26 protein-coding genes are annotated in these 25,873 nt (G+C 68.3%); 18 read left to right on the top strand and 8 right to left on the bottom strand.

What is annotated here, in order from left to right; translation table 11 throughout:
- The 8 genes from lpdA to ACE5C1_RS09030 all read left to right on the top strand — a co-directional run.
- Nucleotides 1-1,395 (top strand): dihydrolipoyl dehydrogenase (gene lpdA, locus ACE5C1_RS08995; RefSeq protein WP_374943730.1); only part of this gene is annotated, 1,395 nt, incomplete at its 5' end.
- Nucleotides 1,396-1,466: 71 nt separating this feature from the next.
- Nucleotides 1,467-2,207, top strand: coding sequence for a DUF4129 domain-containing protein (locus tag ACE5C1_RS09000; RefSeq protein ID WP_374943731.1), 741 nt, complete (start codon nt 1,467-1,469; stop codon nt 2,205-2,207).
- The gene (locus ACE5C1_RS09005; protein WP_374943732.1) at nt 2,204-3,433 is read left to right on the top strand and encodes a DUF4350 domain-containing protein; all 1,230 of its coding nucleotides are present in this window, start codon (nt 2,204-2,206) and stop codon (nt 3,431-3,433) included. The genes ACE5C1_RS09000 and ACE5C1_RS09005 overlap by 4 nt, the downstream gene beginning before the upstream one ends.
- The gene (locus ACE5C1_RS09010; protein ID WP_374943733.1) at nt 3,430-4,386 is read left to right on the top strand and encodes an AAA family ATPase; all 957 of its coding nucleotides are present in this window, start codon (nt 3,430-3,432) and stop codon (nt 4,384-4,386) included. Before ACE5C1_RS09005 ends, ACE5C1_RS09010 begins: the two co-directional genes overlap by 4 nt.
- Nucleotides 4,383-5,702 (top strand): DUF58 domain-containing protein, encoded by a 1,320-nt coding sequence (locus tag ACE5C1_RS09015; RefSeq protein ID WP_374943734.1) that lies wholly within the window; start codon nt 4,383-4,385, stop codon nt 5,700-5,702. Before ACE5C1_RS09010 ends, ACE5C1_RS09015 begins: the two co-directional genes overlap by 4 nt.
- A gap of 10 nt (nt 5,703-5,712) precedes the next feature.
- Nucleotides 5,713-6,735 (top strand): stage II sporulation protein M, encoded by a 1,023-nt coding sequence (locus ACE5C1_RS09020; protein ID WP_374943735.1) that lies wholly within the window; start codon nt 5,713-5,715, stop codon nt 6,733-6,735.
- Entirely contained in the window at nt 6,716-7,579 is an 864-nt protein-coding gene (locus ACE5C1_RS09025; RefSeq protein WP_374943736.1) for an RDD family protein, read from the top strand. Before ACE5C1_RS09020 ends, ACE5C1_RS09025 begins: the two co-directional genes overlap by 20 nt.
- 52 nt (nt 7,580-7,631) lie before the next feature.
- A complete protein-coding gene (locus ACE5C1_RS09030; protein WP_374943737.1) occupies nt 7,632-7,991 on the top strand; it encodes a DUF4440 domain-containing protein in 360 nt (119 codons plus the stop codon).
- A 3-nt stretch (nt 7,992-7,994) separates the two neighbouring features.
- On the opposite strand, the gene ACE5C1_RS09035 is transcribed toward ACE5C1_RS09030, so the two are convergent.
- Nucleotides 7,995-8,456: a group 1 truncated hemoglobin gene (locus tag ACE5C1_RS09035; RefSeq protein WP_374943738.1), complete on the bottom strand. Its 462-nt coding sequence runs from the start codon at nt 8,454-8,456 to the stop codon at nt 7,995-7,997.
- Nucleotides 8,457-8,466: 10 nt separating this feature from the next.
- Nucleotides 8,467-9,420 carry a DUF3034 family protein gene (locus tag ACE5C1_RS09040; protein ID WP_374943739.1) on the bottom strand — a complete coding sequence of 318 codons (954 nt, stop codon included), beginning with the start codon at nt 9,418-9,420 and terminating at the stop codon, nt 8,467-8,469.
- Nucleotides 9,421-9,473: 53 nt separating this feature from the next.
- On the opposite strand from ACE5C1_RS09040, the gene ACE5C1_RS09045 reads away from it, so the two are divergent.
- From ACE5C1_RS09045 to ACE5C1_RS09055, 3 genes are all read left to right on the top strand, one after another.
- A complete protein-coding gene (locus ACE5C1_RS09045; RefSeq protein ID WP_374943740.1) occupies nt 9,474-10,064 on the top strand; it encodes a methylamine utilization protein in 591 nt (196 codons plus the stop codon).
- A complete protein-coding gene (locus ACE5C1_RS09050) occupies nt 10,064-12,400 on the top strand; it encodes a putative bifunctional diguanylate cyclase/phosphodiesterase (protein WP_374943741.1) in 2,337 nt (778 codons plus the stop codon). Before ACE5C1_RS09045 ends, ACE5C1_RS09050 begins: the two co-directional genes overlap by 1 nt.
- Nucleotides 12,401-12,788: 388 nt before the next feature.
- Nucleotides 12,789-13,394 (top strand): hypothetical protein, encoded by a 606-nt coding sequence (locus ACE5C1_RS09055; RefSeq protein ID WP_374943742.1) that lies wholly within the window; start codon nt 12,789-12,791, stop codon nt 13,392-13,394.
- A 70-nt stretch (nt 13,395-13,464) separates the two neighbouring features.
- Here the strand turns inward: ACE5C1_RS09055 and ACE5C1_RS09060 are convergent, their stop codons facing one another.
- The 4 genes from ACE5C1_RS09060 to ACE5C1_RS09075 are packed head-to-tail and all read right to left on the bottom strand — an operon-like array spanning nt 13,465 to nt 18,255.
- On the bottom strand, nt 13,465-14,169 hold the full coding sequence (locus tag ACE5C1_RS09060; RefSeq protein WP_374943743.1) for an NTP transferase domain-containing protein: 705 nt from the start codon (nt 14,167-14,169) through the stop codon (nt 13,465-13,467).
- A gap of 4 nt (nt 14,170-14,173) precedes the next feature.
- Nucleotides 14,174-15,268 carry an inositol-3-phosphate synthase gene (locus tag ACE5C1_RS09065; RefSeq protein ID WP_374943744.1) on the bottom strand — a complete coding sequence of 365 codons (1,095 nt, stop codon included), beginning with the start codon at nt 15,266-15,268 and terminating at the stop codon, nt 14,174-14,176.
- Nucleotides 15,265-16,149, bottom strand: coding sequence for a CDP-alcohol phosphatidyltransferase family protein (locus ACE5C1_RS09070; protein WP_374943745.1), 885 nt, complete (start codon nt 16,147-16,149; stop codon nt 15,265-15,267). The genes ACE5C1_RS09065 and ACE5C1_RS09070 overlap by 4 nt, the downstream gene beginning before the upstream one ends.
- 48 nt (nt 16,150-16,197) lie before the next feature.
- The gene (locus ACE5C1_RS09075; protein WP_374943746.1) at nt 16,198-18,255 is read right to left on the bottom strand and encodes an NAD(+) synthase; all 2,058 of its coding nucleotides are present in this window, start codon (nt 18,253-18,255) and stop codon (nt 16,198-16,200) included.
- A gap of 35 nt (nt 18,256-18,290) precedes the next feature.
- Here ACE5C1_RS09075 and ACE5C1_RS09080 point away from each other — a divergent pair, with 35 nt between their 5' ends.
- From ACE5C1_RS09080 to ACE5C1_RS09110, 7 genes are all read left to right on the top strand, one after another.
- Nucleotides 18,291-18,641, top strand: coding sequence for an arsenate reductase (locus tag ACE5C1_RS09080; RefSeq protein ID WP_374943747.1), 351 nt, complete (start codon nt 18,291-18,293; stop codon nt 18,639-18,641).
- Between the two features lie 181 nt (nt 18,642-18,822).
- Nucleotides 18,823-19,248 (top strand): hypothetical protein, encoded by a 426-nt coding sequence (locus ACE5C1_RS09085; protein ID WP_374943748.1) that lies wholly within the window; start codon nt 18,823-18,825, stop codon nt 19,246-19,248.
- A 24-nt stretch (nt 19,249-19,272) separates the two neighbouring features.
- A complete protein-coding gene (gene panB / locus ACE5C1_RS09090) occupies nt 19,273-20,133 on the top strand; it encodes a 3-methyl-2-oxobutanoate hydroxymethyltransferase (protein ID WP_374943749.1) in 861 nt (286 codons plus the stop codon).
- Nucleotides 20,134-20,195: 62 nt separating this feature from the next.
- Complete coding sequence (locus ACE5C1_RS09095) at nt 20,196-20,909, top strand: tetratricopeptide repeat protein (protein ID WP_374943750.1); 714 nt, start codon at nt 20,196-20,198, stop codon at nt 20,907-20,909.
- Nucleotides 20,906-22,228: a PQQ-binding-like beta-propeller repeat protein gene (locus ACE5C1_RS09100; protein ID WP_374943751.1), complete on the top strand. Its 1,323-nt coding sequence runs from the start codon at nt 20,906-20,908 to the stop codon at nt 22,226-22,228. Before ACE5C1_RS09095 ends, ACE5C1_RS09100 begins: the two co-directional genes overlap by 4 nt.
- Nucleotides 22,229-22,365: 137 nt before the next feature.
- The gene (gene der, locus ACE5C1_RS09105) at nt 22,366-23,769 is read left to right on the top strand and encodes a ribosome biogenesis GTPase Der (protein WP_374943752.1); all 1,404 of its coding nucleotides are present in this window, start codon (nt 22,366-22,368) and stop codon (nt 23,767-23,769) included.
- A gap of 55 nt (nt 23,770-23,824) precedes the next feature.
- The gene (locus ACE5C1_RS09110) at nt 23,825-24,268 is read left to right on the top strand and encodes an Hpt domain-containing protein (RefSeq protein ID WP_374943753.1); all 444 of its coding nucleotides are present in this window, start codon (nt 23,825-23,827) and stop codon (nt 24,266-24,268) included.
- On the opposite strand, the gene ACE5C1_RS09115 is transcribed toward ACE5C1_RS09110, so the two are convergent.
- Nucleotides 24,265-25,425, bottom strand: a complete 1,161-nt coding sequence (locus tag ACE5C1_RS09115) for a DUF418 domain-containing protein (protein WP_374943754.1) — start codon at nt 25,423-25,425, stop codon at nt 24,265-24,267. The two genes, ACE5C1_RS09110 and ACE5C1_RS09115, sit on opposite strands and share 4 nt — an antisense overlap.
- 76 nt (nt 25,426-25,501) lie before the next feature.
- On the bottom strand, nt 25,502-25,873 hold a 372-nt coding region (locus ACE5C1_RS09120), incomplete at its 5' end, for an AIR synthase-related protein (RefSeq protein WP_374943755.1).

A 25,873-nucleotide genomic window follows, 5' to 3' on the forward strand; every position in this document is an offset into this window, starting at 1 on the left:
ATGGCTGAATACGACTACGACGTCCTTGTCATCGGTGCCGGACCTGGCGGCTACGTCGCGGCGATCCGGGCGGCCCAGCTGGGGTTGAAGACCGCTTGTGCTGAGGCGCGCGACACGCTGGGAGGGACGTGCCTCAATGTCGGGTGCATCCCGTCCAAGGCGCTGCTCCACGCGTCGGAGCTGTACGAGGAGGCCAAGGGCGGGCACCTGACCAAGTTCGGGGTCGACTTCACCGGTGTCAGCCTCAACCTCGATCAGATGCACGCGGAAAAGGCCAAGGCGGTCACCGAACTGACCGGCGGCATCGAGTTCCTGTTCAAGAAGAACAAGGTGACGTGGCTGAAGGGCCGCGCGGCGTTTCAGGACGCGCATACAATCAAGGTCGGCGATCAGACGGTCACCGCGAAGAACGTTGTGATCGCGACCGGATCGGTCGTCACGCCGCTTCCCGGCGTCGAGATCGATCAGAAGGTGGTGGTCGACTCCACCGGCGCACTGGCGCTGCCCAAGGTGCCCGAGCATCTCGTGGTGATCGGCGGCGGCGTGATCGGGCTCGAGCTCGGCAGCGTCTGGCGGCGGCTGGGAGCCAAGGTCACGGTGGTCGAATATGTCGATCAGATTTTGCCGGGCTTCGATGGCGAGGTGCGAAAGGAAACCGCCAAGCTGTTCAAGAAACAGGGTTTCGAGTTCAGGCTGTCGACAAAGGTGATCGGCGTGACGGTCGAAGGGGAAACCGCGACCGTTACGGTCGAGCCTGCGGCGGGTGGGGCTGCCGAGACGATCGCCGCCGACGCGGTGCTGGTGTCGATCGGGCGCCGGCCCAATTTCGACGGGCTGAACCTGGACGCGATCGGGCTTGCTCCCAATGCGCGCGGGCAGGTCGAGACGACCCACGATTTCCGCACCGCAGTCGACGGTGTGTGGGCGATCGGCGACTGCATCCCGGGCCTGATGCTTGCGCACAAGGCGGAAGACGAAGGCGTTGCGGTGGCGGAGAACATCGCGGGGCAAACGGGGATCGTGAACCACGATGTGATCCCGTCGGTGGTCTACACGATGCCCGAGATCGCGGGCGTCGGGCTGACCGAGGAGGCCGCCGCCGCGAAAACCGAGATCAAGGTCGGCAAGTTTCCCTTCGCCGCCAACAGCCGCGCCAAGACCAACCGCGACACCGACGGCTTCGTCAAGGTGATCGCCGACGCGAAGTCCGACCGGGTGCTGGGGGTGTGGATCGTTTCCTCGCTCGCAGGCACGCTGATCGCCGAGGCGGCGATCGCGATGGAGTTCGGCGCGACGAGCGAGGACATCGCCTACACCTGCCACGCGCACCCGACGCACGCCGAGGCGCTGAAGGAAGCGGCGATGGCGGTGCAGGGGAAGCCGATCCACATCTGATCGGCGTTGCGCCCGCGGGCGGTTCCGATACAGTCGCGCTCGTAAAGAGATCGCGTGTACCGGGGGATAGCGTGAGCGGGGGCAATGTGCAGGCCGCGGCGGTGGAAGCCGATCGCTTCGCCGCGGCGCGCACTGTTGGCGGCGACGGCTTTGCCGAAGCACATCGGGCGTTGCGCGGGGACGCGTCGATCCAATTCGTCCTGTCGCGCGCCAAGCCGCCCACGCCGCCGCCCGAATGGCTGCGCGCGCTCGGCCGGTGGTTGCGCGACGCGTTCGCGCCGGTGGGCCGGTTCCTGCGCTGGATCGGCGGCTTCATCCCCGATGCGCCCTACGCGCGGATCATCCTGTGGACGGTGATCGCGCTGGCGGCCGCGGCGCTGCTGGCGATGGTGTACGAGCGCGTTCGCCATGGCGTCTGGCGGTTGCCGCGACGGCGCGCGCGAGGAGTGGCAGCGACAGCCGACCTGGTCGAGGAAGAGTGGGCGCCGACCGAAGCGCCGGTGCGTGCCTGGTTGCAGGAGGCCGATGCGCTCGCCGCGGAAGGCCGGTTCGCAGACGCCATCCACCTGCTGCTGTTCCGGTCGGTCGAGGACATCCGCAAGCGCCGCCCCGCCGCGGTGCGCCCGGCGCTGACCAGCCGCGAGCTCGCCGCCGCGCCCGGCGTGCCCGCGTCGGCACGCGCGCTGTTCGCGCGGATCGCGGGCAAGGTGGAGGAGAGCCTGTTCGGCGGCCGCGCGGTCGATGCCGAGCAATGGGCGCAGGCGCGCGCCGCCTACGCGGACTTCGCGCTGCCGGGGGCGTGGCGGGCGTGAGCGACGTCGCTGCAAGCGCCGGCATCGCCGGCGCGCCGGTGGGCGGCGACGGCGCGTTCCGGCCGCGCACCGTTGCGCTGATGATCGCGGTCGGGCTGATCGGCTTTGTCGGCATGCTGATCGTGGGGGCCTATGCGCCCGACCTCAGGTCGGGACGCAACGGCGGCGCGCATGCCTTGTCGAACGCGGCGACGGGCTATGCGGGGCTGGTGGCGCTGGCCGAGGCGACCGGACGTTCCCCCAGGATCGTCCGCGACAAGCGGCTGCTCGACGCGCCCGAGCTGCTGGTGCTGACGCCGGAGAGCGGCTTCGTCGATATGAGCGAAGCGCTGGGGCAGCGGACCGGCAAGCCGACGCTGGTGATCCTGCCCAAATGGCTGACGACGCCCGACCGGGAGACGGCGGGCTGGGTCAATTACGTCGACTTGGCGGGACGCGACAATGCCGAGCGGGTGCTGGCGCCGGCCGACAAGTTGAAGGTGACGATCGGACCCAGCCATGGCCGGCCGCTCGTGCCGCGAGTCGCGCGCGAATACGGCATGCGCTTCCCCGCGCCGAAGCCGCTGCAGACCTTCGCAGGCGCAAGCGTCGAGCCGCTCGTCACCGACGCGGACGGGCGCATCGTGCTGGGGCAGCTCGGCGACCGCCCGGTCTACGTGCTGTCGGACCCCGACCTGCTCGACAATCGCGGCATGGCGAGCGAAGCTGGCGCGCGGGCGGCGCTGGAGCTGCTCGACTATCTTCAGCCCAACGATGCGGATGCGGTGTATTTCGACGTGACGCTGAACGGGCTCGGCCATTCGTCGAGCCCGCTCAAGCTCGCCTTCTCGCCGCCGTTCCTGGCGATGACGCTGGCGATCGCCGCGGCGCTGCTGCTGGTCGGCTGGCAGGCGGTGGCGCGGTTCGGCGCGCCGCGTATCCGCCCGCGCGCGATCGCGTTCGGCAAGGCCGCACTGGTCGACAACGCCGCCGCGCTGGTCCGCCGCGCAGGCCGTGAGGCGACGCTGGGCAGCCGTTATGCGCAGGTGATCCGCGAGCGCGCGGTCGTCGCCTTTGGAGTGCCCGCGAAGCTGCGCGATGCGGCGCTCGACCAGTATTTGGACCGGCTACGCGGGCGAGGGCGGTTCACCGACCTCGCCGCCGCGGCGACTCAAGCTCAGGATCGCCGCGCGTTGGTCGACGCCGCGCAAGCGCTCCACCAATGGACCAAGGAGACGAACAGGTGACGGTGGACGACGTAAAGGCGCTGGGCGACACGATCCGCCAAGAGATCGGCAAGGCGGTAGTCGGGCAGGACGTCACGGTCGACATGATGCTGACCGCGCTGTTCGCGGGCGGGCATATCCTGCTGGAGGGGCCTCCCGGGACCGCGAAGACGCTGGTCGCGCACAGTTTCGCGCGGGTCGTCGGCCTCGCTTTCCGGCGTATCCAATTCACCCCCGACCTGATGCCGGGCGACATCATCGGCGCGAACCTGTTCAATTTCCAGACATCGCAATTCACGCTGACCAAGGGTCCGATCTTCACCGACCTGCTGCTGGCCGACGAGATCAACCGGACGCCGCCGAAGACGCAGGCCGCGCTGCTGGAGGCGATGCAGGAGCGCACCGTCACGATCGACGGCGAGAGCCTGCCGCTCGGCGACCGGTTCACCGTGGTCGCGACGCAGAACCCGATCGAGCAGCAGGGGGTATATCCGCTGCCCGAGGCGCAGCTCGACCGGTTCCTGTTCAAGCACGTCGTCGACTATCCGAGCGCGGAGGAGGAGCGGCGGATCATCGCTTCGCACGGGAGCCGGCAGTCGGCGATGGACCCGCAGGATTGGGGAGTCGAGCCACGCTGCGATGCGGCCGCGCTCGATGCGGCAGTGGCATGCGTCACCAGCGTGCGGCTGGTCGACGAGGTGATCGACTATATCGCCGCCCTCGTCCGCGCGACTCGCGACGTCGCCGATCTGGAGAGCGGCGCATCCCCCCGCGCAGGCGCGATGCTGGCGGGCGCGGCGCGGGCGCGGGCGGCGCTCGACGGGCGCGACTTCGTGATTCCCGACGACGTGAAGGCGCTGGCGCCCGCGCTGCTGCGTCACCGGCTGATCCTGTCGCCCGCCGCCGAGATCGACGGGCGCGCGATCGAGGACGTGGTCGCCGCCATCATCGAGGCGATCGAGGCGCCGCGTTGACATCCAAAGCTGCGACTTACCCAACGCGAGCGGCGGTGCTGGCGGCGGCGGCGGGCGTGCCGCTGGCGCTGCTCGTCGGCGTGGTCGTGCCGCAGGCCTGGTATGCGGGGCTGGCTTGGCCTGCGGCGGTGCTGTTGCTGTGCGCCTTCGACGCGCTGACCGGCGCACGCAGTGCGACCGTGACGCTGAGCGCGCCCGCGAGCGCCAGCGTGGGAGAGACGCTCGACCTGACGCTCGACGTAACCGTGCCGAGCGCACCGTCGCGGGTCGAGATCGCGCTGGCGGCGCATCCGTTGCTCGTCGCCGAGGATGACGGGCGAAGCTGGATGGCGCTCACCGCGGGTCGCGGTGCGGCGCTGCTGCCCGTGACCGCGATCCGACGCGGGACCGCAAGCGTCGAGCGGGTCTGGCTGCGCTGGCGCGGGAATCTGGGGCTGGTGTGGAAGCAGCGGACGATCGACACCGGCGTTACTTTCCCGATCCTGCCCGACATCCGTCCGGTGCAGAACCGCGGCGCGGAGATCTTCCGTCGTCATGCGCTGCAAGGGCTGATGGCGCAGATCGACCGCGGCGACGGCACCGACTTCGAATCGCTCGTCGAGTTCCGATCCGGCATGGATCGCCGCGCGATCGACTGGAAGCAATCGGCTCGCCATAGCAAGCTCCACGCAAAGGAGTTCCGCACCGAGCGCAACGAGCAGGTGGTCTTCGCGGTCGATTGCGGGCGGCAGATGTCCGATCCGGTCGCGGGGCTGCCGCGGGTCGATCGGGCGGTGTCGGCGATGCTGCTCGCTGCATGGGTCGCGCTGAAGCTCGGCGACCGGGTCGCGCTGCACGCCTTCGACTCGCGGCCGCGGATCGCCAGCGGGCTGGTGTCGGGGGCGGGGGCGTTCGCCGAGCTCCAGCGGCTGGCGGCGCGTATCGACTACGGGGCCGACGAGAGCAACTACACTTTCGCGCTGACGACGCTCGCCGCGCGGCTGACTCGGCGGTCGATGATCGTGCTGTTCACCGAATTTACCGACCTGACGTCGGCCGATTTCCTGGTTCGCGCGGTATCGCGGCTGGTCGAGACGCACCTGCTGATGGTCGTCGTGCTGCGCGATGAGGAGCTGGAGGCGATCGTCGACCGCCCGCCGGTGGATGCCGACGACGTCACCCGCGCGGTGACCGCTGCGGGGCTGTTGCGCGACCGCTGGGTGGTGCTGACCCGCCTCAAGCATCTGGGCGTCCACGTGGTCGAGGCCGAGCACGACCGGGTTGGCGACCGGCTGGTCGCGGCGTACGTCGATCTCAAGCGAAGGAACCTGCTGTGACCGCGCCCCAATGACGGCCATGGTGCAGGGCACCGCCTCGCCGGTCAACGCCACCCGCTTCCGCGCGGCGCATGAGGCGAATTGGGTGCGGCTCGAACGCCTCGTCACGCGAGTCGAGAAGCGCTCGATCCGCGCGCTCGACGACGACGATCTGCTGGCGCTGCCGCAACTCTATCGCTCGACGCTGTCGTCGCTGTCGCTGGCGCGCGCGACGTCGCTCGATCGTGCGCTTGTCGCATATCTGGAGCAATTGAGCACCCGCGCGTACTTCCTGCTCTACGGCCCGCCGACCTCGCCCATGCGCGCGATCGGCCAGTTCTTCCGCCGCGGCTGGCCGGAGGCGGTGCAAGGGCTATGGCGCGAGACTCTGGCAGCCTTCACGCTGCTCGCGGTCGGCATACTTGCGGGCTATCTCATCGTGCGCGGCGACCCGACGTGGTTCTACGCGATCATGCCCGACTCGCTGGCGAGCGGCCGCGATCCGACCGCGTCTGCGGAGCGGCTGCGCGCAACGATCTATACCAAGAAGGAAGAGATGCTCGCGACCTTCGCGACCGCGCTGTTCACCAACAATGCGCAAGTCGCGATCTTCTCGTTCGCGCTTGGTTTCGCCTTCGCGACCCCGACCGCATTGCTGCTCGTCTACAACGGCTTGATGTTGGGCGCGCTGTGGGCGGTGTTTGCGGGCAAGGGGCTGGGCGTCGGTTTCATGGGGTGGATCGCGATCCACGGCACGACCGAGCTGTTCGCCATCTCGCTTGCCGGCGCGGCGGGGTTCCGGATCGGCACCGCGATCGCCTTTCCGGGACGCGCCTCGCGCAGCGACGCGGCGGTCGCGGCGGGGCGGCAGGCGGCGGCCGTGATGGCCGGCGCGGTGGTGATGCTGGCAGTCGCCGGACTGTTGGAGGGGATCGGGCGGCAGACGGTGATGGGCGACGGGCCGCGCTACCTAATCGGCGCGGCGATGCTGGTCGGCTGGCTGACGTATTTCTATCTGCCGCGAAGGGACCGCGATGCGGCCGCTTTGGCGTAGGCGCGCCGCCGGCCCGCGATCAAGCCGGCGCAGCTTCGTCACGCCCGAAGGCGTCGACCTGCAGCTAGAACTCGGCGCAGGTGGCGCGCGCGCGGGCGCGTTCGTGCTCGACGCGCTGACCATGCTGGCGCTGCTGGTCGCGATGACGGTAGCGATCGCCTATGCCATTCCACCCCAGTCGAAGGGCGGAGTGTTGGCGATCCTGTGGCTGCTCGGTTTCTTCCTGCTTCGCAACGGCTGGTTCGCGCTGTTCGAGATGGGGAGCAGGGGTGCGACCCCGGGCAAGCGGCTGATGGGCCTGCGCGTCGTCGCGCGCGACGGCAAGCGGCTGACCGGGGCTGCGGTGATCGCGCGCAATGCGATGCGCGAGGTCGAAGTGTTCCTGCCCTTGTCGTTTCTGGGCTACCAGACGTCGCAGGGGTCGGCGGATGCGTTCCTGGTGATCTTCGCGCTGCTGTGGAGCGGGCAGTTTCTGTTCTTTCCGCTGTTCAACAGCGACCGGCTGCGGCTGGGCGATGTCGTCGCGGGGACATGGGTGGTGCGCGCCGTTCGCGGCGAGCTGGGGGACGACTTGGGCGTCGTCGCGCGGCAGCGGCGCGTGTTCCCCGACGCCGCGCTCGACCTGTACGGCATCTACGAGCTCCAGGCGCTGGAGGACGTGCTGAGGACGGGTCGCGAAGAGGCGATCTCGACCGTGGCGTGGACGATCCGCGGCAAGGCGGGGCTCGCCGACGATGGTGACGACCGTGGCTTCCTGGAGGATTATTACGCCGCGCTGTGTGTCCGGCTGGAGCGCGCGATGCTGCTCGGGCGGCGACGCGAGGACAAGTTCGCGCAGAACTGAAGTGGATCGTTTCCCGTTGCCGCCGGTTCACTTGCCGAACGGGAGATGGTGAATGGACGACGAACGCGTGTGGGCCTTCGAGGAGAGCCTGTGGACCGGCGATGCGCTGAACTATCAGGAAAAGATCGACGACGAATGCCTGATGGTGCTCCCCGCGCCGCCGTTCGTGATGGGTGGATCGGAGGCGATCGAAGCGGTGACGCACACTCCGCGCTGGGCGACGGCGGATCTGACCGAACGCCGTGTGTCTCGCCCGCAGGAAGGCCTGATCGTCGTCGCCTATCATGCAAAGGCCGAGCGCGACGGCGAGACGTATCAGGCGCATTGCACCTCGACCTACCGGCGCTTGAGCCACGAGGAATGGCGCGTGGTCCAGCACCAGCAGACCCCGCCGCTGGCATTGGCTGGGTAGGCGTTACCGCTCCACGACGTCCCGCTTGATCGGCGCGAGCTTGGCCAGCAATCGGTTCTGCGCGGCGAAGGGCACACCCTCGGCGCGCATCGCCGCCTGCAGGTTTTCGACGAGCGCACCCATGTCGGCGGCTTGCAGCCCCATGTCCTTGTGCGCGTCCTTCATCGTGCGGCCTGTGTAGGCGCAGCCGCCGCCGAGGACGTAGCAGAAATGCTCCTTCAACACCCGGTGAAGGCGGACGAAGTCCTGCCCCTTGAAGATGTCGCCGATCCGCGCGTCGTCCACGTTGCGTGCGATGAAATCGTCGACGATTCGGTCGACCCCGGCTTGGCCGTGAAAGGCGCGGAACATCGCATCGCCGGCGAACGGGCGGGCTCCGGCGTTCGCGTTCGCCTGCGCGTAGGGCGCCACCGGCTCTTCACCCTGCGGAAGCTGTGCCAGCAGAAGGATCAGTGTCAGGATCATCGTCGGTCTTTCAGAATGCGCCCTGAAGCGACAGGAAAGCCCCGCGCTGACGCTTGATGGTGGCAATGTCGCCGAGGTCGGCATAGGCTGCGGTCAGCGACACATTGCGACCGAAGGCCCAAGCGGCGAACAGGTCGTAGCTGTCGTCTTCCTGCGCGAACGCCAGATTGTCGGGCTTGGTGCGATACTCGCCGCCGACCAGCAGCCGCCGGGTCAGCAGCATGCCCGCCGACCCCTCGAACTGCGCGGTGCGCTTGGCCTGCCTGTCGCCGCCGAAGCCGAGCAGTCCCAATTGGTTGGCCTTGGTGAAGCGGACCGTTCCGTCGACAACCAGGCTGCGGGCGAGCAGCACCTTGGTGGCGGCGACGTAGAGGTCGGTGCCCTTGGTTTCGCGCGCGCCGAGCGCTTTCAGCAGCGGCCTGCCCAGCCATCCGCCGTCGGCGATCTTGTGCTGCACGCCGAGCGCGATCTGCGGCAGCAGCGTGTCCTGGTCCCAGACCGCGTCGCCGATCAGCCGGACCTTGGCGCCCAGGATATGCTGGGCAAAGGTGTAGCCGCGGCCGAGACCCAGCGCTGCGCCGGCGGCACGGGTATCGAAACTCTGGTGGGCGTAGGACAATTCGACCCGGTCGAAGAGGCCGAGCGCAGCGCCGTAGCTCTCCAGATCGAAGTCGGGCAACGCCACGACGGTGACGTGGGCGGTGCCGCCGATCCCCGCGTCGGTTTCGTTGCCCGCGATCAGCGCCCAGGTCGCCAATCCGCCGCCCGCAGCGCCTTCGACGCTGGTGACGCCGTCGGTGAGCAGCAGCTTGCCGCCCGCGCGCCGCTCGCCCGCCTGCGCCGCGGTGGACGCCAGCGCCAGCAATGCCAATCCGATGAACCTTCCTGCCGCCACCTGCAAACCCCGTCCGATCGACGCGTCGGTCGTCGCGTCGGCGCCGCTATCGCCGGATATGGTTTTCATACAATGAAGCCCTAGTTTACGCGGTCGCAACCGTCGGGCGGTAGGCGGACCGCATGGTTCTGCGTTGCCTTCTCCCGCTCGTCGCGCTGTTGGTTCCGGGTGTTGCCCAGGCAGCGGCTGTCACGATCGACGTGCGTGGCAGCGACGGCAAGCCGCTGGCCGGCGCTGTCATCACGGTGGAGAGCGCACGCGGCGGGGTGGCGCAGGTACGCGGCTCGTATGCGATCGAGCAGCGCGACATCGCGTTCCAGCCGCACGTCCTGATCGTGCCCGTCGGTGCGACGGTGGCTTTTCCCAACCGCGACCGCGTCCGTCACCACGTCTATTCCTTTTCCAAGCCCAAGGCGTTCGACCTGAAGCTGTACGGCCGCGAGGACACGCGTAGCGTCGTGTTCGACAAGCCCGGCGTCGTCGCGCTGGGTTGCAACATTCACGACCGGATGAGCGGCTTCGTCTATGTCACCGCGACCCCGTTCGCGAGCCAGGCCGACGCGGGCGGTCACGTGCGCTTCGACGGGGTGCCGCCGGGCGCGGTGACGATCCGGGTGTGGCACCCCACGATCCGCAGCGCGAGCAACACCTTGGCGCAGGCCGCTACGGTGCCCGCGGCGGGCTTCGCGACAACGGTCTCGATCGGCCGGTGATGCGCCGGACGCTCCGCTTTCGCACGCTCAAGGCGCGGCTCGCGGTCCTGTACGCCGCGCTGTTCGCCGCTGCGCTGGTCGTCGTCGCGGTCGTGGCGCAGGCGATGATCTGGAATCACGCCCGCGCCAGCGTGACCGCCGAACTCGAGACGAGCGCAACGGTGTACGATCGGCTGTGGGCGCTCAGGGCGCAATCGTTGAGCGCATCGGCCGACGTGCTGGCGCGCGATTTCGGCTTTCGCGCAGCGGTGGCGAGCGGCGACAGGGCCACGATCGATTCGGCGCTTTACAACCTGCGCGCGCGCGCCGGGGTGTCGGCGGCGGCGGTCGTCGGGCTTGACGGAGAGCGCATCGGCAGCGTCGGCGGGATGGACGCGGTCACCACGCGGCTGGCGCACGCCGCGGCAGACGGGCAGCGCGATGCGGTGACCGAGGCGGACGGCGCCGTCTATCGCCTGGTCACGACGCCGATCCTGGCGCCGACGGCAATCGGATGGGTGGTCTTCGCGGCCCGCCTGGACGGGCGTGAGATGCGCGCCTTGGAGAAACTGTCCGCCATCCCCGTCATCGCAACGATGCTCAAGCGCCGGGGCGCGCATTGGATCGGCGCCGAGGGCAGCATCGGCGGTGCCGCGATCGACACCCTGGTCGACAACGCCACCGGCACGCGGGTGCCGACCACGATCGCGCTGCGACAGGGCCGCGCGTTCGCGGTCGCCAAGCCACTGGCCGGGTTGAACGGCCCGCCCGAAGCGGCGATCCTGATCCGCTATCCCCTCGACGCCGCGATGGCGCCGTACCTGCCGCTCCAGATCGGCATCGGGCTCGCGGGGCTCCTGGGCCTCATTCTGATGATTCTCGGCAGCCGCCGATTGGCGGCGGGAATCGCGGGGCCGATCGCTGCACTGGATGCTGCCGCCCGCGCGCTGGAAGACGGCACACGCACCGAGGTGATCGCGGTCGGCGATGACGAGATCGGCCGTCTCGCGCACAGCTTCAACCGGATGTCGGCCGGTATCGTCGAGCGCGAACACCGGATCACGCATCTGGCGTTTCACGACGCGCTGACCGGGCTGCCCAATCGCACCGCGTTCCGCCAGACCCTGGAGCAGGCGGTCGCACGCGCGCCGCGGACCGACGAGCGGGTGGCGGTGCTGTGCCTAGATCTCGACGGGTTCAAGGGGGTCAACGACACCTTGGGGCATCCGGCCGGGGACGCGCTGCTGCGGGTGGTTGCCGGCATCCTGCACGGCGTGGCGCCCGACGGCATGGTCGCACGGCTGGGCGGCGACGAATTCGCGATCGTGCTGAGCGGGCGCTTCGACGACGACCGTCCGCGCGCAATGGCGCAGGCGATCAGCGACGCGCTGCGCGATCCCGTCGTCGTCGCGGGCAGCCTGATCCCGGCGGGGGTGAGCACGGGCATCGCGATCGGCCCCGCCGACGGCGAGGATGCCGAAATGCTGCTCAAGAACGCCGACCTGGCGCTGTACCGCGCCAAGCAGGACGGACGCGGGTGCTTCCGCTTTTTCGAACCGGCGCTGGACGAGGCCGCGCGGCGGCGCCACCAGCTCGAGCTCGACCTGCGCGAGGCGATCCGCACCGGCCAGTTCGCGCTCAATTTCCAGCCGATCTACGATCTCGGCCGCGAGCGGATCGGCGGGTTCGAGGCGCTGCTGCGCTGGCACCATCCGACCCGCGGGCTGGTGCCGCCGATCGAGTTCATCTCCGTCGCCGAGGACACCGGCCTGATCGTCGCCATCGGCGAATGGGTGATGCACCAGGCCTGCCGCCAGGCGCGCGACTGGCCCGAGCATGTCCGCGTCGCGGTCAACGTGTCGCCGATTCAGTTCCGCAATTCGGGGTTCCAGGCGATCGTGCTACAGGCCTTGGCGCGTAGCGGCATCACCCCGGCGCGGCTCGAAATCGAGATCACCGAATCGGTATTCCTCGACGGCGAGGCAAACGTCGTTGCGCTGCTCCACCGGTTGCGCGAGATGGGCATCCGAGTGGCGCTCGACGATTTCGGCACCGGCTATTCGTCGCTCAGCTACCTGCGCAGTTTCCCGTTCGACAAGATCAAGATCGACCGCTCGTTCGTGATGGCGATCGCCGACGATCCGAGCGCCGCGGCGATCGTCAAGGTCATCGTCGACCTCGCCAAGGCCCTCCACATGGATACCACCGCGGAAGGGGTGGAGGAGGAGGGCCAGCTGACGCAATTGCGCGGGCAGGGCTGCGGCAGCATTCAGGGCTATCTGTTCAGCCGTCCGGTGGAGGGCGGCGCGGTGCTCGACATGATCGCGGGCGAGGCGCGCTTCCGGCGAAGCGCCTGAGGGCCGTGCGGAGGCGTAGGCGTTGACACTGGTTGACGCGTGCGCGGGGTTCGGCGAGGTGGCGTCAACGTGCGGACGTTGACACGGGTGGACGGGTGGACGGCGGTGATCGCGCGGCCGATCGGGCACGCGACGTTGACACTGGTTGTCACGTGGATCTCCAGCAGCGAACCGGGAACGTTGACACTGGTTGACGCGTGAACGCGCACCCTCCCGGCATCGACACGACGTCTGCCGCGACTGCGGATCTTGAAGCAGAGGAGGGGGAGGCCGGAGCATGGGCCTGCCTTGGCAGCGTGCCGGCGTATAGACTGCTTATGTGGTGAGCTGCCTACAGCATCGATTTTTGGGATGGCCGTTGATCTGCCATCGCTGATACGTGGCGCTTATGACGACGCCATCCCCGACACTACCCTCGCCGACGCCATCGATTCCTCGGATCGACGCTCGAGAGACAGCTCATCGTGACATTGCGAAGTACCTGCGCGAGCAGCACCTACCCGGCGTAGATACAGATGACGACGCCTCCGTCACTTTAGAAATAGAGCAAGCACGCTTGATGCTTTTGGCGAGTGGTGGCGTTATCGCCTTCGAAGTTACACAGCTTCTCAGTTCGACACGGTATGTCTGTGTCACACCACTGTACTGGTCGTTGTCACTCATGTGTCTCGCGATGTGCGGCGCGTGGATCGCCCTGGTCTGGTCTGAGCAAATCAGGAGATTTAGGGTCAATCGTCGTTATACCATTTATCACGGTGAATTAAGAGAGTATCTCTCTCTGAACGACAGCGATGCCGTTAATCATTATAGGACCGATGCAGAGTGGTCGGGTCAGTTAATTCTTGAAGGAGGAAAACGTAGAAGTTTGCGAAACTTTCGCAACATCGTGGCGATATTGGCGGCGGCGGGAATTGGAGCCGGGGTCATATCAACTATTGGAACTGCTGACCCTCGAAGGTGCCATTTCGAATTGCTGAAGCCTCAGGCGAAATGATGGCTTTCACAAGAGCAGCCATGTCCAACGATGCGCCATGTTAGCCTGAAGAGCGTTACAAGCTGGCATATCAGGCCGCCAGAGCCGCACGCCAGCCCTCCGCCTTGGCCAGCGCAGGCGCGTCGTCGACGTCGATCCAGTCGAGATCGCTGCAATCCACCACTGCCGCATCGCCGGTCGCGGCGAGGATGCGGACGCCTTCGGTCAGCGAGGGTGCGTCCAGCGGGGCGAGGGCGGCGAACAATTTCGGGCCGATCGCGAAGACGCCGGTGTCGTAGCAATCGTGGGGCTCCAGGCCCTTGCCGATGGCGACGATGCGCGTTCCCCGCGTGGCGACGCAGGTGACGTCGAGGGGGTCGACCCAGGCGTGTCCCAACCGCCGGTCGATGCCCAGCGTGACGCCCGTGCCCGCGCCCGCCGCGGCGACGCGGGCGTAGAGCGCGGGGTCGACAAGGTGGTCGCACATCAGCAGCAACGCCGGCCGGTCGCCGACGAGCGGCGCGGCGGCGAGGACGGAGACGCCGTTGGGCAGGCGGGGGTCGGACCAGGCGATGTCGATCGCGACCGGCTGCGTGCGTGACGCCAGATGCGCGGCGACCTCCTCGCCGCGGTAGCCGAGCACCAGCACGACGCGGCGGATGCCCGCCTGCGCCAGATTGCTCAGCGCATGGTCGATCAGCGGCCGCCCCCCCACCGGGCACAATGGCTTGGACGCCGCCGATCCCCGCAGCCGGCTGCCTTCGCCGGCGGCAAGGATCACCGCGGTGTCGATCATCGCGTCACGCGGCCCTGATGAAGTCTTCCACCGCGACCTTGGCGAGATCGTCGGTCATCTGGGTGCGCGGGTGCTTGCAGAAATACGCGCTCGCGGGATCGACGACGCCTTTCAGCCCGCGGTCGCTGGCGATCTTGGCGCAGCGGATCATGTCGATCGCGACCCCCGCGCTGTTCGGCGAGTCCTCGACCGACAAGCGCAGCTCGAGGTTCATCGGCACCCCGCCGAACATCGTGCCTTCCATGCGCAGGAAGCACACCTTGTTGTCGTTCTGCCAGGGCACATAATCCGACGGCCCGATGTGGACATTGTCGTCGTCGAGCCGCTCGGCGGCGACCGACTGGACGGCTTCGGTCTTGGAAATTTTCTTGGACGCCAGCCGCTTGTGGTTGGACATGTTGAGGAAGTCGGTGTTGCCGCCGGTGTTGAGCTGATAGGTCCGCTCCAGCTTGACGCCGCGCTTGGCGAACAGGTCGGTCAGCACGCGGTGAACGATCGTCGCGCCCAGTTGCGCCTTGATGTCGTCGCCGATGATCGGCACCCCGGCATCCTCGAACCGCTTCGCCCAGACCGGGTTGGAGGCGATGAAGACGGGGATGTTGTTGACGAACGCGACGCCGGCTTCGAGCGCGCATTCGGCATAAAATTCGGTCGCTTCCTGAGACCCCACGGGCAAATAGTTCATCAGTACGTCGGCGCCGGTCGCCTTCAGCTCGGCGATGACCTGCTCCTTGGTCGGCTGCTGGTCGTTGGCGACGACGAAGGTACGGTCTTCGTTGAAGTCGGCCATATGCTCGGCGACGCCGTCGAGCACCTTGCCCATGCGCACGATCGTGCCGGTGGCGGGGACGTTGGCGGCGAACACCTGGGTGCAATTGGGCTTGGCGAAGATCGCCTCGGACACATCGCGGCCGACCTTGCGCGCATCGACGTCCCACGCCGCGACGACCTTGATGTCGCAGGGGCGATAGCCGCCGACTTCCCAGTGCATCAGGCCGATGACGTCGTTGGTGCCTTCGCGGTAATGCTCCAAGCCCTGTACGAGCGAGCTCGCGCAGTTGCCGATGCCGATGACGGCGATCCGGATGCTGCTGTTCATCGGTGACCCTGTTCCTTGGTAGTGATGATGCCCGCGATCCGACCACCGGCCGCGAGGAAAGATGTATCGCCCGCAAGCCGCCGCTCGACGGCGCGGTGACGCGCGATGGTGATCGCGGCGATAGCGGAAAGGACGACGATCTCGAACCCCCAGAAGAGCTGCGGATCGCCGAGGAGGCAGGCGATCGCGATCGCCTCGACCCGGACGTTGGCGGTGAGCCAGGCCATCCACTTCATCGCCGGGGCGGCGGCGCGGGCGTAGGTCTGCCCGAAGGAGGCCGGATCCTCGGCGCGCGCCATGCGGCGTTCGAAGCGCAACGCGACACGGTCGAGGCTGGTCGCAAAGATGTCGTACAGGCGGACCAACGCATTGCCCTGCACCGCAGGCAATGCGGGCTGCGCGATCCCGCGCGCGCGGCGATGGAAGCGGGCGCGCTCGCCCTCGTACAGGCTCGATTGCACCGCGTGCGCGACGCCGGCCGCGACCGCGAGCGCCCAGCCCTGAACAGTGCCCAGACTGAGCGCGAGGGTGACGTAGATCAGGACAAAGACGCCGTGGTCGCACAGCCCGTCGAGCATGCGGCCGAGCGGGCTGGCGGTGCCGGTGGCGCGCGCGATCATGCCGTCGAGCCCGTCGGCGATCAGCCAGCCGACCGCGAGCAGGAGGCCGAGGACGACGAAGCGCCAGTCGCTCCAGCGCGCGAAGCACGCCGCCGCGCCGCCGCCGAGCAGCAGCCCGGCAACCGACACCGCGTTCGCGGAAATGCCGAGCGCCACCGCATGCGGGAGCAATGCGCGACCCGCGGGGTGGATCAGCCAGAGGTTCGAAGGATCCTCGATCCGGAGGTCGCGCGATCCATCCGGGTGAGGACGTGTCATCATCGCGTCATTTGCGCGCGTTGCGCGCCCGATGCAACATTAGTGTAGCCGTCACGGCACGTTCCGCCGCAATTCGTCGAGCCATGTGGCGGAATTGCCATCTGAGGGCGCGCGCCAGTCGCCCCGCGGAGAGAGCGCGCCGCCCGCGGACACCTTGGGGCCGTTGGGCATCGCCGACCGTTTGAACTGGCTGGTCGCGAAGAAGCGGTGGAGGAAGCGCTCCAGCCAATGGCGGATGGTGGGCAGGTCGTAGGCGACACGGTCGGCATCCGGGACATCCTCGGGCCAGCCTCCGGCGTCCACGTCGCCCCAGGCATGCCAGGCGAGGAATGCGATCTTCGATGGCGCGAGGCCGTGGCGGATGACGTAATGCGCGAAGAAATCATTGAGCGCATAGGGCCCGACCTTGCTTTGGGTGCTCTGGATCGCGCCGTCGGCATCGGCGGGAACGAGTTCGGGCGAGATTTCGGTCGCGAGGATCGCGTCGAGAATAGTATCTGTAGTTATGTCATACTGGTCCGTGCGGATGCACCAGCGGATCAGGAACTGGATCAGCGTCTTGGGCACGCCCGCATTGACGCCGTAATGGCTCATCTGGTCGCCGACGCCGTAGGTGCACCAGCCGAGCGCGAGTTCGGACAGGTCGCCGGTGCCGACGACGAGCCCCTCGCGCTGGTTGGCCAGGCGGAAGAGATAGTCGGTGCGCAGCCCGGCCTGGACGTTTTCGAAGGTGATGTCGTACGCGGGTTGGCCGTTCGCGAAAGGGTGGCCGAGGTCCTGGAGCATGTGCGTGGCGGCGGGGCGGATGTCGATCTCCTGCCCCGTGATGCCGAGCGCGCGCATCAGCGCCCAAGCGTTGGCCTTCGTGTCCGCGCCGGTCGCGAAGCCCGGCATGGTGAAGCCCAGGATATTGGTGCGCGGCCGCGCGAGCCGGTCCATCGCCTTGACGGCGACGATCAGCGCGTGGGTCGAATCGAGCCCGCCGGACACGCCGATGACGAGCCGCTTCGCGCCCGCCGCGGTCACGCGTTTGGCGAGTCCCTCAACCTGGATGTTGAACGCCTCGAAGCAATCGGCGTCGCGCTTTTCGGGCGTGTTGGGGACGAAGGGGAAGCGGCGGATGCTGCGCTCCACGCCGATATCGCGGGTCGGCGCGGCGTGGGTGAAGCCTATGCGGCGGAAGCGGGTCTCGGGGTGCCCTGCATGCATAACGGCGTCGTTGAAGGTGCCGACGCGGGTGCGCTCCTGCACGATGCGTTCGACGTCGATGTCGGCGACCACGAGTTCGGCCTCGCGGCAGAATCGGCGCGATTCGGCGAGTAATTCGCCGAGTTCGTGAACGAAGCCCTGGCCGTCCCAGGCGAGGTCGGTGGTGCTCTCGCCGATCCCCGCGGCGGAATAGACATAGGCGCAGATGCCGCGGGCGGACTGCGCGGCGGCGAGCATCATCCGCTCGCGCGCCTTGCCGATGACGATGTTCGAGGCGGACAGATTGCAGCAGATCAGGGCGCCCGCGAGCGCGCCGGTCGTCGAGGGCGGGGTGGGGGACCAGTAATCCTCGCAGATCTCGGCATGGACGACGAAGCCGGGCAGGTCGTCCGCGGCGAAGATCAGGTCGGTGCCGAACGGCACGTCGGCGTCGCCGATGCGGATCGCCATGCCCGCCAGTCCGGCGCCGCTCGCGAACCAGCGTTTTTCGTAATATTCGCGGTAATTGGGGAGGTAGGTCTTGGGCACGACGCCAAGCACGCGGCCGCGATGGACCGCGAGCGCGCAATTGTAGAGGCGGCCGTTGCGCGGGAGCGCGGCGCCGACCAGCAGCGCCGGATCGAGGGTGGCGGACGCCTGCGCCACCGCGTCGATCGCGGCGAGCGTCGCCTGCTGCTGCGCGGTCTGGAGGTGGAGATCGTCGATCGCGTAGCTGGTCAGGTTGAGCTCGGGGAAGACGACGAGGTCGACGCCGCGCGCGTGCGCCTGGGTGGCGAGCGCGATCGTCGCCTGCGCGTTGGCGGTGCAGTCGCCGACGCTCGCCTGCGGGGTGGCGGCGGCGACGCGGACCATGCCGTGGCTGTGGAGGGCGTAGAACGGGTGCGTCATGGCGTGCGGCATAGCGCGGCGCGGGTGCGCGCGCTATCGGCGGCGGCATGACGACGATCTACGGCATCGCCAATTGCGACACGATGAAGCGGGCACGCGCCTGGCTGGCGGAGGCCGGGGTCGACGTGGCGTTCCACGATTATCGTAAGCAGGGCGTCGACGCGGCAATCCTCGGCGACTGGGCGGACCGGGTCGGTTGGGAGCGGTTGCTCAATCGGGCGGGCACGACATTTCGCAAGCTGCCCGAGGCCGCGAAGGCGGGGCTCGACCGGGATCGGGCGATCGTGCTGATGATTGCGAATCCTTCGGCGATCAGGCGGCCGGTGCTGGTGCATGGGGATGGGGTGGAGGTGGGGTTCGATCCGGCGCGGTATGCGGCGCTGTTCGGGACCGATTAGATCACGGGCCGCTTGCCAACTCCGTTCGTGCTGAGCGCAGTCGAAACACTTTGATCGGGCGTGCCCTTCGACTTCGCTCAGGGCGAGCGGAATTGCGTTATCGTTGTGCCAGAGACCACGAGTGGCGGCACTTGCGTTTGACGATTCGCTGAGTCACTTGGCCCTCAGGGAGGATCACATCATGGCACGCACGCGCGCACCCATCTGGTTCTGGATCGCGGTCGTCGTGCTGATCTTGTGGGGTATCGTCGGCGTCCTAGGCTTTCACGCCAGCTTCCTGGACAGCATCCGTGCGACCATGGACCCGTATGACCGCAAGCTCTACGACGCATGGCCGGTCTGGTACGCGCCCGTCTATGGCATCGCGGTGTGGAGCGGGCTGATCGGCAGTGTGCTGCTTGCGCTGCGGCGGCGGGTCGCGCGACCCGTCTACGTCGTGTCGCTCGTGGGGGTCATCATCATGTTCGGGTGGACGTTCGTCGCGACCGATCTGATCGCAGTGAAGGGCGTGGTCACCGCCACCGCCTTCCCGATCGTGATCGCGCTGATCTGCGTCTTCGAGATTTGGCTTGCGGGCCACGCGGCGCGGCGCGGGTGGATCGGGTGAGGCGCGCGCGCTAGAAGCCGCTGCATGTCGACCACCTACACCCTCGATACCGGCACCAGCCGCGCCAACCCCACGCCCGCGCCATTGAAGCGGCTGACCGTGCCCGCGATCCGGCGGCAGAAGGGGGCGACGCCGCTCGTCATGCTCACCGCCTATACGGTGCGGACCGCGCAGTTGCTCGATCCGCATTGCGACCTGCTGCTGGTCGGCGACAGCCTGGGGCAGGTGATCTACGGCCTGCCCTCGACCGTGCCCGTCACGCTGGAGATGATGGCGGCGCACGGCGCGGCGGTGGTGCGGGGCAGCTATCATGCGGTGGTCGTGATCGACATGCCGTTCGGCAGCTACGAGGCATCCCCCGAGAAGGCGTTCGAGAGCGCGGCGTATCTGCTCAAGCAGACCGGCGCGGCGGCGGTGAAGCTGGAGGGCGGGGCGGCGATGGCGGCGACGGTGCGCTTCCTGTCCGAACGCGGCATCCCCGTGATGGGGCATGTCGGGTTGACCCCGCAGGCGGTGAACACGCTCGGCGGCTATGGCGCGCGCGGGCGTACCGCGGCGGAGGCCGAGAAGATCGTGGCGGACGCGCGCGCGCTCGACGAAGCGGGCGCGTTCGCGATCGTGATCGAGGGGGTCGTCGAGGGGATCGCGATCGAGATCACCCGCACCGTCTCCTGCCCGACGATCGGCATCGGCGCGTCGGCCGATTGCGATGGACAGGTGCTGGTCGCCGAGGACATGCTGGGCATGTTCGAGCGCACCGCGCGCTTCGTGAAGTGCTACGACGATCTGGCGGCGCGCATCTCCGCTGCGGCGCAGACATATGCCGGCGAAGTGCGCGACCGCAGTTTTCCGACCGCCGACCAGACCTACGCGGCGAAATCCTGACCCGGCTTCCGTTTTCGCACCGGCGCGGCTAAGGCTGCGCGCTTTCAAGTCCGGAGCCACTCTTGGCCGTCACACCTGCGAACAACGAAGCCTTCTTCCGCGAAGTCGACGAGGAACTGCGCCGCGACCGCGCCGCGCGGTTCTGGCGGCAATGGGGCCTGTGGGTGCTGGTTGCGATCGTCGTGGGCCTCGCGGCGTTCGGCGGCTGGCTCTATTGGCAGCACCGCCGGACCGTGGCGGCGGGCGTCGAGGGCGAGCAGCTGCAATCGGCGTACCAGTCGTTGGCGGCGGGCAACACCGCCGCTGCGGGCGCGCCGCTGTCGACGCTCGCGCAGTCGCGAAACGCCGGATACCGTGCGCTCGCCACCTTCACCCAGGCCGATATCCTGCTGGAGAAGAAGGACACCAAGGGCGCGATCGCCAAGTTCGCGTCGGTCGCGGGCGATGCCGCGGTCGCGCAGCCGTTTCGCGACCTGGCGCTCATCCGCCAGACCGTCGCCGAATTCGACGCCTTGAAGCCACAGGTCGTCGTCGACCGGCTGCGTCCACTGGCGGTGCCCGGCGGGGCATGGCTGGGCAGCGCGGGCGAGCTCGTCGCCGCGGCTTATCTGAAGATGGGCCGTCGTGCGGATGCGGGGCAGATGTTCGCGCGGATCGCCGCAGACAGCAACGTGCCCGAAACGCTGCGTCAACGCGCGGTTCAGATGGCAAGCGCCATGAACGCCCGGGCATCCGGCACCGCCGCGGCGCCCGCAAACCAGGGAACGACCCGATGATCAAGCAGTTGCGCGGCCCCGTCGCGGTCGCGGCGCTCGTCGCGCTGAGCGCGTGCGGCGTGTTCAAGGGCGGCCCGAAGCGCACGCCGACCGTCGGCAACCGCGTGCCGATCCTCCTGTCGGAAAATGCGGTCGAGACCGACAAGGCGATCGCCGACGTCCAGGTGCTGCTGCCCGCGCCCGCCGCCAACGACGCCTGGGCGCAGCCGGGCGGCAATGCGGCCAAGTCGAACGGGCAACTGGCGCTGGCCGCGGCACCCGCGCGCGCCTGGAGCGCGTCGATCAACGGCGGGTCGAACCGCGAGCGGCTGGCGGCGGCGCCGGTCGTCGCGGAGAACAAGCTGTTCGTGATCGACGTCGATGCGACCGTCCACGCCTTTGCCGCCGACACCGGCGCGATGCTGTGGACCGCCAAGCTGCCCGAAGGCGACGACAACCGCCCGGCGCGCTTCGGCGGCGGGGTGAGCTACGACGACGGCCATGTCTATGCGACCGATGGCCTGGGCGACGTGGTCGCGCTGGCTGCCGCGGACGGCAAGGTCGAGTGGCGAGTCAAGCCGGGCGGCCCCTTGCGCGGCGCGCCGACGGTGGCGAACGGCAACGTCTATGCGCTGAGCCAGGACAACCAGCTGTTCGCGATCGGGCAGGCCGACGGCAAGGTGCAGTGGAGCGCATCGGCGACGCTGGAATCGCAGGGCGTGTTCGGGGTCGCGGCGCCGGCGGCGAGCGCAGGATCGGTGGTCGCGGGTTTCTCCAGCGGCGAGCTCAACGCCTATCGCTACGAGAACGGCCGCGTGCTGTGGCAGGACGCGCTGTCGCGGACGTCGATCACGACGTCGGTCTCCAGCCTTGCCGATATCGACGCCGCGCCGGTGATCGACAATGGCCGGGTCTATGCGGTCGGGCAGGGTGGGCGGATGGTCGCGCTCGAGCTGTCCACCGGGCAGCGGCTGTGGGAGCAGAATTTCGCCGGCATCGCGACGCCGTGGATCGCGGGCGAATGGCTGTTCGTCGTCACCGACGATGCGCGGCTCGTGTGCCTGGCGCGCACCAACGGCAAGGCGCGCTGGATCGCGCAGCTGGCGCATTACAAGAACGAGAAGAAGAAATCCGATCCGGTGACCTGGTACGGCCCGGTGCTGGCGGGTGGGCGGCTGGTGCTGACCAACTCGCGTGGCAACATCGTCTACGTCAACCCGGGCGACGGCGCGGTACAGTCGACGGTGGAGACGGGTACGCCGTTCGCATTGCCGCCGATCGTGGCGAATTCGACGCTGTATGTGCTGGACCAGAAGGGGCGGATTTCGGCGTATCGGTGAGCGATCGAGAAGCCGTCTTCACCCCACATCCCCGTTCGTGCTGAGCGCAGTCGAAGCACCTTGGTCGGGCGTGCCCTTCGACTTCGCTCAGGGCGAACGGAAGTGGTATGGCGTGATCTGAATAGAAAGCGCCAACCATGCCAAAGCTCCCCGTCGTCGCGATCATCGGCCGTCCCAATGTCGGCAAGTCGACGCTGTTCAACCGCCTGGTCGGCAAGAAGCTGGCGCTGGTCGACGACCGTCCCGGCGTCACGCGGGACCGGCGCGAGGGCGACGCGCATCTGCTCGGGGTCGATTTCCGGGTGATGGACACCGCGGGCTACGAGGATCAGGATCCGCAGACACTCCCCGGCCGGATGCGCCGCCAGACCGAGAGCGCGGTCGCCGATGCCGACGTCGCGCTGTTCCTGCTCGATGCGCGCGCGGGCGTGGTGCCGATGGACCAGGAGATCGGCCGCTGGCTGCGCGGATCGACCACCCCGATCGTGCTTGCCTGCAACAAAGTGGAGGGTCGCGCGGGCGAGCAGGGCGTACTGGAGGCGCTGGCGCTCGGCTTCGGCGATCCGGTGCAGATCTCGGCGGAACACGGCGAGGGCATCGGCGACCTGTTCGAGGCACTCCAGCCGTTCATCGATATCGAGCCCGTTCCCGACGAGGAGGAGGACGAGAGCCCCGACGCGATCCTAAAACTGGCGATCGTCGGGCGTCCCAATGCGGGCAAGTCGACTTTGGTCAACCGGATGCTCGGCGAGGAGCGGATGATTACCGGGCCCGAGGCGGGAATCACCCGCGATTCGATCTCGATCGACTGGGACTGGCCCGATCCGAAGGGCGGCGTGCGCCAGGTGCGGCTGATCGACACCGCGGGGATGCGCAAGCGCGCCAAGGTGCAGGACAAGCTGGAAAAGATGTCGGTCGCCGATGCGCTTCACGCAGTCGATTTTGCGGAAGTCGTCGTGCTGCTGCTGGACGCGACGCTGGGGCTCGAAGCGCAGGATCTTCGGATCGCCGACCGGGTACTCGAGGAAGGCCGGGCGCTCGTCATCGCGCTCAACAAGTGGGACGTGGCGGAGAACGCGTCGTCGCTGTTCAACGGCGTCAAGCGCGCGCTCGAGGACGGGCTGAGCCAGGTCAAGGGCGTGACGGTGATGACCGTGTCGGGCGCGACCGGCAAGGGCATCGACCAGCTGATCCAGGCCGCGTTCGACACCCGCGAGGCGTGGTCGAAGCGAGTCGGCACCGGCGAGCTCAACCGCTGGTTCGAACGCGCGATCGAGGCGAATCCGCCGCCCGCGCCCGGCGGCAAGCGGATCAAGATGCGCTACGTGACGCAGGTGAAGTCCCGCCCGCCGAGTTTCGTGATCTTCGGCACCCGGGTCGATCAGCTTCCCGCGAGCTACGAACGCTATCTGGTCAATTCGATGCGCAAGGAATTGGGCTTCGGCGCGGTGCCGGTGCGGCTGACGCTGCGCGCGCCGAAAAACCCGTTCGATGCCGACGGACCGCAGGGCGGCAACACAAAGTTTACCCGGCGGGCGTAGATGGGATGGCGAACCTATCCGGCATGACGCGCCGGGCAGGAGGAGGGTTTACGCCGTGTCGTTCGAAGGCAGCACTCTGGTCGATTGGACCGCCTTCACCCAGGCGCGCAGCCTGCTGGGAGCGGGGTTCGTGCGGATTTTGGGCTATTTCCGCGAGGATGGCGTGAAATCGGTCGCCTCGATCGAGGCGGCGATGCGCAGCGGCAGTGCCGCCGCGATGGTGCTGCCCGCGCACACGCTGAAAGGCGAATCGCGCCAGTTCGGGGCCGAGCCGCTCGCCGATCTGGCGGAAGTGATCGAGGGCATCGCGCGCGACTGCGTCGAGACCCACGACACGCCCGAAGAGGCCATGGAGCATGTCGCGCGGCTGCGGCCGCTGTTCGAAGCGACGCTGGCGCTGCTGGAGCGCGAGGCGAACCCGATCGTCGAGCGCCGCCCGGTCGTGAACGCCGGCGTGGGCGGCTTCGGTCGCCGTCCGGGGCAATTCGGGCGCGCCTAGCCGGTTCGCAAAGGTTCCACACGCCACCGCGCGAGCGATCGCCACAGCCATTCCATCGGGCCGTATCGGTGCCGTGCCAGCCACGGCCGCGACCAGGCCAGCATGGCCATCCAGGCGAACGGCACGAGCAGGTAGAGCTGCGCGCGCGACCATTGACCGAACAGCCCCAGGCCGTAGCCGTAGAAGATCGTCGTCATCACCAGCGTGGTGCCGAGATAATTGGTGAACGCGGCCAGTCCCGCCGCGGAGACGCGGAGCGTCAGCCAGCCGCCGGGCCGCAGCAGCAGGACGCCAAGGGCGGCATAGCCGACGACGGCGATGTTGCGCAGCGGTGCGGCCAAGGTCATCGCACCCAATACGACGTCGGCCAGCGCGAAGCCGCTCCGAGCGGTGTGGATCGCGGCGGCGATGTAGACCGGGAGCGACAGGCCGAGCGTCACGGCGGCCCAGCGCGCGTAGCGCGCGCGTGGCCAGGTGCCGGTGAGGAACCCCGATTTCAGCCCCGCCATGCCGAGCAGCATGGTCGCGAGCGTTTCCGGGCCGAGGAAGAGCAGCAGCTGGACCGGGCTAGGCGCTTCCTGCCAACGGTATGCCAGCACGTCGCCATAGCTGCCACGATAGGCTGCCAGCTCGCGCGCGATCTCCGCGGCGGGTGGCACACCGAACCCGCGAGCGAAGCCGGCGAGGAGCCCGCGGCTGCCTGAACCCGGATGGGTTTGCGCGTCCTGCACGACAGCCCATAACCCGAAGCCCTGCATCGCATCCCACACGGCGAACAGCACTGCCACGGCGACGAGCCAGCGGACGGGCAGGCCGACAAACAGAAAGGCGATGGCGCCGCACAGCGCGTAATGCGCCAGGATATCGCCCCGCCACAGACCGTAGAGGTGGAGGCAGCCGATGACGAACAGGACACCCATTCGCCGGTAATGTACGGCGGCACCGCTCAGCCCAGCGGCGTCCGCGCGCTCGACAATGAGCAGGGTCGAGGCGCCGAACAGCAGCGCGAACAGCCCGCGCATCTTGCCTTCGACCAGGACAAAGGTGGCGAACCAGGCCGCGATGTCCGCCGGCGCGGTGCCACCCCAGGCGAGCGGCGAGAAGTAGGAGGACTCGGGCAGGCCAAAGGCGGGCAGGTTGGCGACGAGGATGCCCATCACCGCAATGCCGCGCAGGACGTCGAGGCTCTGGACGCGGTCCCCTTCCTCGGTTGATGCCGTCTGAACCGCCGTTCTACGCGAGTGCAGCGTCTTCGCCCATCAGCTTGGGGAAGAAGCCCTCGTGCGCCTCCCGCAGCGTGTCGAGCGCGACCACGTCGTCACGGTCGGGACGTTCGAAGATCAGCCGCCTGCCGCCGGTGCGGCCGAGAGGCTCAACCTCCACCCGGGCGGCATGAGCCGCAGCGAGGAAGTCGAGCATGGCGTGGTCGTCGCAGGTGACGATGTAGACTCCTTGGTCCTCGGCGAAGAAGGAGCGGGCACAGTCGTGCGGCTGCTTCCTGTCGATCATGGCGCCGATGTTGCCGGCGAGCGCCATCTCGGCGATCGCCACCGCGACGCCGCCGTCGGAGACGTCGTGGACCGCCGACAATTGCCCCGCCAGGAT

This window comes from Sphingomonas sp. (assembly GCF_964263785.1).
GTDB lineage: Bacteria > Pseudomonadota > Alphaproteobacteria > Sphingomonadales > Sphingomonadaceae > Sphingomonas.